The 6391-nt window shown below is 41.1% G+C and carries 8 protein-coding genes; 4 read left to right on the top strand and 4 right to left on the bottom strand.

The window, feature by feature from the left end:
• Positions 1 to 397: 397 nt before the first annotated feature.
• Positions 398 to 1177 carry a squalene/phytoene synthase family protein gene (locus AC1DWN_RS24785; protein WP_477561562.1) on the bottom strand — a complete coding sequence of 260 codons (780 nt, stop codon included), beginning with the start codon at positions 1175 to 1177 and terminating at the stop codon, positions 398 to 400.
• A gap of 384 nt (positions 1178 to 1561) precedes the next feature.
• Here AC1DWN_RS24785 and AC1DWN_RS24790 point away from each other — a divergent pair, with 384 nt between their 5' ends.
• The 3 genes from AC1DWN_RS24790 to AC1DWN_RS24800 are packed head-to-tail and all read left to right on the top strand — an operon-like array spanning position 1562 to position 3667.
• A complete protein-coding gene (locus AC1DWN_RS24790; RefSeq protein ID WP_477561563.1) occupies positions 1562 to 2110 on the top strand; it encodes a methylated-DNA--[protein]-cysteine S-methyltransferase in 549 nt (182 codons plus the stop codon).
• On the top strand, positions 2103 to 2816 hold the full coding sequence (locus tag AC1DWN_RS24795; RefSeq protein ID WP_477561564.1) for a 2OG-Fe(II) oxygenase: 714 nt from the start codon (positions 2103 to 2105) through the stop codon (positions 2814 to 2816). The genes AC1DWN_RS24790 and AC1DWN_RS24795 overlap by 8 nt, the downstream gene beginning before the upstream one ends.
• A gap of 32 nt (positions 2817 to 2848) precedes the next feature.
• On the top strand, positions 2849 to 3667 hold the full coding sequence (locus tag AC1DWN_RS24800) for an SPL family radical SAM protein (RefSeq protein ID WP_477561565.1): 819 nt from the start codon (positions 2849 to 2851) through the stop codon (positions 3665 to 3667).
• Between the two features lie 11 nt (positions 3668 to 3678).
• On the opposite strand, the gene AC1DWN_RS24805 is transcribed toward AC1DWN_RS24800, so the two are convergent.
• On the bottom strand, positions 3679 to 4359 hold the full coding sequence (locus AC1DWN_RS24805) for a DNA alkylation repair protein (protein ID WP_477561566.1): 681 nt from the start codon (positions 4357 to 4359) through the stop codon (positions 3679 to 3681).
• Between the two features lie 20 nt (positions 4360 to 4379).
• Complete coding sequence (locus AC1DWN_RS24810; RefSeq protein ID WP_477561567.1) at positions 4380 to 5000, bottom strand: DNA-3-methyladenine glycosylase family protein; 621 nt, start codon at positions 4998 to 5000, stop codon at positions 4380 to 4382.
• A 227-nt stretch (positions 5001 to 5227) separates the two neighbouring features.
• Here AC1DWN_RS24810 and AC1DWN_RS24815 point away from each other — a divergent pair, with 227 nt between their 5' ends.
• Positions 5228 to 5905 carry a GntR family transcriptional regulator gene (locus tag AC1DWN_RS24815; protein ID WP_477561568.1) on the top strand — a complete coding sequence of 226 codons (678 nt, stop codon included), beginning with the start codon at positions 5228 to 5230 and terminating at the stop codon, positions 5903 to 5905.
• A gap of 179 nt (positions 5906 to 6084) precedes the next feature.
• Here AC1DWN_RS24815 and AC1DWN_RS24820 read toward each other — a convergent pair.
• A partial coding sequence (locus AC1DWN_RS24820; RefSeq protein WP_477561569.1) for an MlrC C-terminal domain-containing protein occupies positions 6085 to 6391 on the bottom strand: 307 nt, incomplete at its 5' end.

A 6391-nucleotide genomic window follows, 5' to 3' on the forward strand; every position in this document is an offset into this window, starting at 1 on the left:
CCTTTAGACTCATTTATTCGCATACAAAAAATGACTTTAACCCTTGTAAAATAAAGGATTTAGCATATTTATAACATTAGTTTATATTATGATTTCGTAAAAATTCACACTATATTTATGATAAATAAGGGACTATTGTCTAGCTTGCTGAAAAACAAGGATAAATTTATCTATTCGACATTTTTTGCAGCTATTAATTACAATTAAAAATTACAATTTCTTCACACTTTCACCTCAATAAAAATAAAAAAACTAAGCTTTTCCGTCTAAACGGATCAACTTAGTTCCAAAAAATCATCTATTGATGATTTGTAGAAAGCTTTTTTAGTGTCTGTTCCCTTAGTTATCAATAGCCTGTCGGGATTTTTTTACTAGCAATCAGGATTAATGGACATGACTAATTGACTTGATTCACAAGCTTCATGACCATATCGCGCGTTAGCTTGTTACCGCCGGCAGCAATAAGCTTTACTGTAGCATGAGCTAAAGTAAGTGGTATTTTGCAGAAGGTTACTGCTGGGCCAGACTTCAATTCCTTCACATACGCATCAGCCAGCTTTAAATTGCGACGTGTATACTGAAGCATTTCCTTTTGTCCCCAACCCTCTGGAAAAAAGTTTACTCCCCGCTCCGCATCCTCCGCTTTATTGCGTAGAATATTTACGGCTTGGAGCCCTCTGCCGAAGGCAACGGCTTTCACACTATCGGATTTTGTACCATCATGCCAAAACCATATTTCGGACAGCATTTCTCCGACCATACCCGCCACGCTGTACGTATAACGATCCAAATCCGCTTCCGTCCGAATCACAAATTGATGTTCAACCCATTCGGCCATTTCCTTTGCCATCATGGATGTGTATCGATAAACAACATGGTTAACGGATGATGGACAAAGAATTGCCCACTCGTCTAACTGCATCGTAACCGCCGGAAGTACATCCTTATATGGAGCAAGTAGCTTTTGTGTTCTATCGATCACGTCCGAGGATTTAAAAGCTTCATGAAGTCCGAGCAGCAGCTCGATCTTCAAGGAATCTGCGATTTCTTCATGATCCTCGATCTCATCAATTGCACGCATACATAAATAGGCAGAAGTTACTGCCTCTTTCACGCCTATACCTAGGCGACTAATCGGAATATAGAAAGTTCTGCTTGTTTTTTGTAACATAGTCATTGCAGTATTCAGAGTAAATACCCCTTTCAGAACAGTTCAACTTATTTAGGTTAACCTCATATAAAAAATTCTACATGTTTATACCGCGCTGTGCAACCGATGTTACAAAAAAGAGCCCTGATTTGAAGCGATTTTCAAAAAAAATCATCCATGAGCAACGATAATAAAGATAATCCACGAATGACAATGTTGTTTTTACTATTTTACACATGCTGATCAATATAAACCCATGGATATAAGTGCCATTTTCTTATCCATTTATCATTTCGTTATCTTGCTGTTACAATCGAGAATGCGTACAAATGCTCAATTGTAGGGTTATACTTATCGTAGTGATAATCAGTTGAGAGATGACTGGATAGTTATAGGGAGGTATTTGAATTTATGAAAAATAAACCCTGTTTACCGATCTATTGGACGTTATTGACACATGAGGATTGGAATATGCATATTGCAGCCACGTCTGAAGGACTTTGTTATGTGGGCTCTCAAAATCAACCTTTTGATGAATTAGCTGACTGGGCAAATGTCCGTTTCCCGGGCTCTGCATTGATTCAGAACGATGAGATACTGCAGCCCTATGCGTCGGAGCTTATCGAATATTTGCAAGGAACACGCAATAGCTTTAATATCCCCTACGACTTTCACGGGACACCCTTTCAATTGGCTGTCTGGAACGCACTCTGTAACATTCCTTATGGTCAAACAAAGTCGTATTCGGAAATTGCTGAGCAAATTGACAAGCCAGCCGCTGTTCGCGCAGTTGGTTCTGCTATTGGCGCAAATCCCGTATTGATCACTGTGCCCTGTCATCGTGTAATAGGGAAAAACGGAGCTCTAACTGGCTATCGCGGTGGTATCGACATGAAAACGATGCTGCTGAATTTGGAGAAAAACGGTCTAGCTCTACTCAAAGGTATACAGCATGGATAATCATCTTGCTGTGCGCATAAACGATCTGGATTGGGACTCTATTCAAATATCATTAGACGAGATAGGCTATGCCAAACTCCCCTCCCTGTTAAATAAAACGGAATGCAAAGAAATAATCGACACTTATGAGAAGCAAGATTATTTTCGCAGCACGATAGATATGGCTAGATATCGCTTCGGAATAGGTGAGTATAAATATTATGACAAGCCCCTTCCCGAATCACTGTTACAGCTCCGCGTAGGATTTTATCCAGAGCTTGCGAAAACGGCTAACCGCTGGCTTAATCAATTAGGTCAATCTCCTGAATACCCACTAACACTGGAATTGTTTCTGGATCAATGCCACGAACAAGGTCAGAACCGTTCAACTCCACTCATATTAAAGTATGAAGTAGGAGGATATAACTGCCTGCATCAGGATTTGTATGGGCAAGTGGCTTTCCCCTTTCAGATCGTATTCGCCCTGAATCAAGAAAAAGTAGACTACACGGGTGGTCAATTTCTTCTAGTGGAGCAAAGACCACGTGCACAAAGCCGCGGCCACGTTATAACTCTGGAACAAGGAGAAGGCTTTATTTTCCCGACGAATCATCGTCCCGTATTAGGTACACGCGGCCATTATAAAACGACTCTCAGACATGGCGTTAGCACGGTTACGTCTGGGACACGATATAGTTTGGGCATTATTTTTCATGATGCAAAATAAAGCTATCTAGATAACCGGATTGGAGTCTTAACATGAAAAAAGAATATTTATATAAACATCCGAAGACACTCTTAAATAAAGGAACTGGCTTTCTGTCCGGCTATAGTCATTCGCTTAATCCTTATACAGGTTGCATATTTGGCTGCTCATATTGTTATGTGAGGCAAATGCCAGTGTCTACATTCCGGAATGCGGAGTGGGGAACATGGGTTGATATCAAGATGGATGCAGCAGAAGTATTCGGGAAAGAGCTTCAGCGAGCCCAAAAAAAAGGTCCAGTTACCATCTTCATGTCTTCAAGCACCGATCCTTATCAGCCCATCGAGCATAAAGAAAAAATAACCCGGTCTTTACTAGAAGTCATGATTGAAAACCCACCTGATTTTTTATTCGTCCAAACCCGCAGTCCGCTTGTTCGTCGAGACATTGATCTGCTTATTCGTCTTGGAGAGAAAGTCCGTGTTAGCATGACAGTGGAAACGGATCGAGAGGACATCCGAAAACATTTTTCGCCGGAGGCTCCTCCGCTCAGTGCTAGATTTAAGACACTTCAATTACTGGCTGAAGCAGGCGTTCCGACACAAGCAACGATTGCGCCAATGCTGCCGAGTACTGAAGGTTTTGCCGAGACACTGCGCCCACTAGTCAATCGCGTCTGTCTCGATGATTATTTTATGGGAGACGGAAGTGGAGGAAAACGAACACGTCATTTAGGCATAGATGCTTTGTATAAAGAGCTGGGCTTGGAAGAATGGTATCATCCTTCCGCTTATCGACTTGTTTATGAGCGTTTGATGCAAGTATTTCCAGAGGATCAAATCTATGTGAGTCAGAAAGGGTTTGAGCCTTAAGCACATTTTAATTATCGTTTCATGCCACGAATCAATTGTTTCGTTTCATTATCGACACGATGTGATTCTGTAATTTTTTGCAGAGCTTTGTTATACGTGAAATCATCTAACGAATTATTTGCTAAATAGGTCATGGTTGGCTCAGGCAGCTTCACGTAACAGATGGATAATGCCCAAGCAACAGCCATCTTAACATAATAGTCCTTACAAATGGTGTTGTCCAAACGAGTTAAAACGCTGTCGATATATTCCTCTTCTATATAAAAGTTAAGAAGCATAACTACTCCAAAACGTATTTCATATTCCTTTTCTGAAGAAAGATAAGGCTGCAGAAAACCCCATACACGTGCCTTTTTCGTCTTCGTGAACTTTAGTCCGGCACAAAAGCTATCACATACCGACCAATTATTAATTTTAGGGACAAACTCAGCCACATAACGCAGTATTTCTTCAACATCAGTTTTTATATATCCAATAACCATACCTTGCAGCATAACTTCTTCAAAAAAATCACTCTCTGCCTGCTCAAGGTAAGCTCTCCAATCGTCGTTTACAATTGTTTTGGCCAGCTTACGCAGCTCCGGTAGTCGAACTCCCATTACATTATTAATAGTTGGGATAAGCGCCGCTGAAAATTTTTGATATTTCTCATCTGCCATTTGAAATAACTGTTCCTTAATTGTTGTTTCCACTGCATTACTCCTTGTCCTTATTACGATTCAAATGAGATTTCCCATAGATAAATGGAAGCTACGGAGCCTAAAGGCGAGTATCTGAGACGGTATTGTTCAAACTGTTCCTTTGTAATAGAGGGAATTCCATATAACTTTATCATACCTCTACGAATAGCAATATCTCCCCAACTGACAATATCACGGCGTTCCATCGAATTGAGCAGCAGCATTTCCGCCGTCCATTGACCGACTCCCTTTAACGTCATCAGCTTTTTAATGACTTCCGCATCTGATAAATTATGAAGTTCCTCCAAATCAAAACTGCCTTGAGTGATGATCTGAGCAATATTTTGAATACAAACAGCCTTTTTCATCGTTAACCCGCATTTTTGTATATCGTCAGCAGATTTTATGGCGAGATTATTCGGAGAAATCTCTCCAAGCTGCCTCTGCATTCTTTCCCAGATGGTATGAACCGCTTTAACTGAGATGAGCTGGCCTACAATGGCATAAACGAGAGCAGTGAACAGATCTGGAATGATCACACGCTCAACCTTGCCCATACGTGTCATCGCAGCGCCAAGTGTTTCATCCACACTTTTCAGGTAATCTATTTCTTCTTGCCCATAGTTAAACGATTTTGTTACAACGGTTCCCATTCGACCATCCCCGCCCTGACTTTATTACACTCCCTTAATTCTACCACTAAACTTAGGCTACTTTAACTATACTTCAACATCATGCTTTTGTACGGATAGTCGAATAGAACAGCAAGATAATGAAAACGAGTTGTCAACAATATTACAATACGATGTTTACAAACGATTTATTTAAGTTATAATTTTCATATAGGAAAGCTTAGGCTTTAGAGGAGTGTGCGAGATACATGGACAACTTTCAATTTGACGAACAAAAGACAACATCACTACGCCATAAAATTACTGACGATATCCGTAAAGCTATTTTTAAAGGTCACTTAAAACCGGGAAGCCGTCTTCGAGAAGTAGAAATCTCCAAACAAATGGGCGTCAGCCGTGGGCCGATTCGTGAAGCGATGCGTATGCTTGAGCAAGAAGGACTGCTATATTCCCATCCCTATAAGGAAACAATGGTCGCTGAAATCACGGATGAAGAAGTGTCAGAGGTACTGATTCCAGTCCGTCTAACACTTGAGAAATTCACCATACGCAAAGCATTGCCCCTGATGGACGAAACTCATTACGATCGACTAAGAACCTTCATCACAGAAATGAAAGAAGGTGCTCAGCAGCAGAATATATCCAAGATGGCGGATTGCGATCTAGCCTTTCATGAATACTTGGTCACATTGTCGGGGATGGGCAACATGATTACAATATGGAAGTCCATCTACAACCGAATCCGACTGCATTTCATTACACAAGTGAGTGCTTACGAGGATCTGAATGTTCTATGTCAAGAGCATGAAAGTCTGCTGCTTACGATCATAGAGGGTGATTCCGACAAAGTATCCGAAGCTCTGACCGCTCATATCAACACGGTCAACTTCGGGATTAAGCAGGGGAACATTTCTTCCACCGAATAAAACGCATAAACAACCTCCTATGTTAAATGATACATTTCAGGATAAAGCGGTGGACTGGGATAGCTATTCGAATACACATTAATGGACAATTTTCTCAATCTTGAACTCCTTAAAAGGCGCGGTAMAGCAGATCATCGTAGATGAATGCTTTACCGCGCCTTTTTGCTCAGTACTTGCAACTAAAGCGCCGAATCAAGTGGATAAATCGGACGCTTTATATGCTTATAATTGAAATGTTGTAAATTGGCACTGCAGCAGCCCGGAGTGTCCAGATAAATAATATGACGACAAACCGAGCCGAATGCGGTTTTCCATGCGACGGCTGCTTTGACGACAATAATATGAAAATCTTCAGCACGCAGGCCGACAGAACCAATATGATTCGGATCCCACGGTCCTACTCGTTTCTCGGTAAGAACGATGGTTAAGTTACCTGCTTCAATAACCGCTGTTTTGCCCATCGTTGCCCATTGTCCTGTCATATAT

This window comes from Paenibacillus sp. P4_A7 (genome assembly GCF_056402455.1).